The sequence below is a fragment of the Lentibacillus populi genome (assembly GCA_014642895.1).
Lineage (GTDB): Bacteria > Bacillota > Bacilli > Bacillales > Amphibacillaceae > Lentibacillus_C > Lentibacillus_C populi.
On record BMJD01000096.1, the window covers coordinates 1 to 2013 of the forward strand.

Here is a 2013-nt window from a genome sequence, read left to right on the forward strand (position 1 = left end):
CCTTTGGCGTGCCCAGCACGCTGTTAATTGCGAGTTGGTGAAAGTCCAACCCAAGTAAGTACCAAGACGCTTGGTAGCTGACAAGTGACTGGTGGAGAAATCCTAAGGTTGAAGCCTTGTGACAAAGCACACTCAGTAGTGCGAGCAACCTAACAGGTCGTAACATAAAAGTGAATCCTGCCGCCTCGTCAGCAGACCCACACGTGGACAAGGAGAAGTCGATCCTGGCAAAGGAAGGAGAAGACCATGGAAGGTGTCAAGAACTTGGAAGAGCAGCACTGAAGAATCTCTCGGGGTAAGGGGAGCGACATGTTAGGAAAGTAATTAACGGAACTGGGGATACCCTCCTCGGTCACTCTACGGAGTAAAACAGAAACCTATAAGCCGATGGTGAAGTGGTGGAAGGGCTGAGAGGGAGTCGGAGGGGGTCATAGTACCGATGATGACGATGACAACACAACATTGTCTAGGGAAGGACGGCATAAGCCAATACCCTACTTCGTTCACAAGTTTGAAAGGAGGTACGAGTAAGTGAATGCCGGAAAACTGGCTAACTACACCAATGGAAAAGCTCAACGACTCCGATCAACTTTATATCTTTGTGCCAAGGAAAGTCCTACGAGACGATTTCACGCACTATATGATAAGATCTATCGTCCTGATATACTGGCGGAAGCATGGAAAAGAGTCAAATCCAAGAATGGAAGTGGTGGAATCGACAGGCAAACAATCGATGAGATTGTATATGACTATGGGGAAAGGGAATTCTTAAATGAGTTATACCTTGAACTAAAGGAAAATCAATTCCGTCCAAATCCAGTCAGAAGAACCTATATTTCAAAAGGAAATGGGAAAACAAGACCACTGGGAATCCCAACCATTAAGGACAGAGTGGCACAGATGGCAACAAAACTGGTACTAGAACCCATATTCGAAACAGATTTTCAAGATTGCTCGTATGGATTCAGACCAAAACGCAATGCCCATCAAGCCATAGCGAAAATCAAGAAAGCCAGTAAGAAGTCTGCTTGGGTGGTAGATGCCGATATTAAAGGGTATTTTGATAACATCAACCAAGATAAACTGATGAGGCTAGTGAAAATGAGAATTAGCGATAGAAGAGTACTAAAACTCATTCGCAAATGGTTGCGAGCAGGAATCATGGAAGATGGCCATTTTCGTGATTCTGTAACCGGGGTTCCGCAGGGTGGTGTGATCTCGCCACTATTATCGAACATCTATCTAAATGTATTGGACTCACTCTGGAATAAGAAGTTTGCACACCTGGGGCAAATTGTTCGCTATGCAGACGACTTTGTTATTATGTGCTCTACGAAGCAACAAGCGTTGGAAAGTATTCAGGTATTAAGAGGTATCATGAAGAAACTGAACCTTACACTTAGTCCTGAGAAATCAAGGCTTGTCAATATATGGGATAATACAGATGGATTTGACTTCTTGGGACTTCATCACAGAAAATTCCCTATTCTTATTAAAGGCGGTTACAAAATACATGTGATGTCGCACATACCGAGTAAAAAGGCAATGAAGAAAATGCGAGAGAAGATCAAGGAATATGTGGGAAAGAACAATAAATTGTCCCTAGACATAGAAGATCTCATAATAGGGCTGAATCGAAAGCTGCAAGGGTTTAAGAACTACTATCTTACTTCCCCGATAGCTAAGAAATGGCTTAATCGTATCGACTGGTATGTACTTGAACGACTTACAATATTTTGGAACAGGAAACGAAATAAACGCCACAAACACAGTAAAATGGGCGAGGTAATAGAAATGACCAAATATAAATTAGTGAAATTGGCGAGTTAGACAAGTACGTAATGCCAAAGAAAGAAGAACGTCGGAAAGCCGTATGAGGGAAAACCTCATGTACGGTTTGATGAGGGGGAACAGGAAGAGGAATTGCCCTCAAGTCTGGCTTAGTAAGGTGGAAAACCCTGAAACCCGAGGACAAGAAGGCAATATCTAACTCCTGTTTTCTACTCTACTTCT

At 43.0% G+C, this 2013-nt stretch carries 1 protein-coding gene; it reads left to right on the forward strand.

Annotation, left to right across the window (positions count from 1 at the left end; translation table 11 throughout):
- The first annotated feature begins 531 nt into the window (after positions 1–531).
- Positions 532–1830 (forward strand): group II intron reverse transcriptase/maturase, encoded by a 1299-nt coding sequence (gene ltrA / locus IEX12_RS22970; protein WP_088049344.1) that lies wholly within the window; start codon positions 532–534, stop codon positions 1828–1830.
- Positions 1831–2013: the final 183 nt, after the last annotated feature.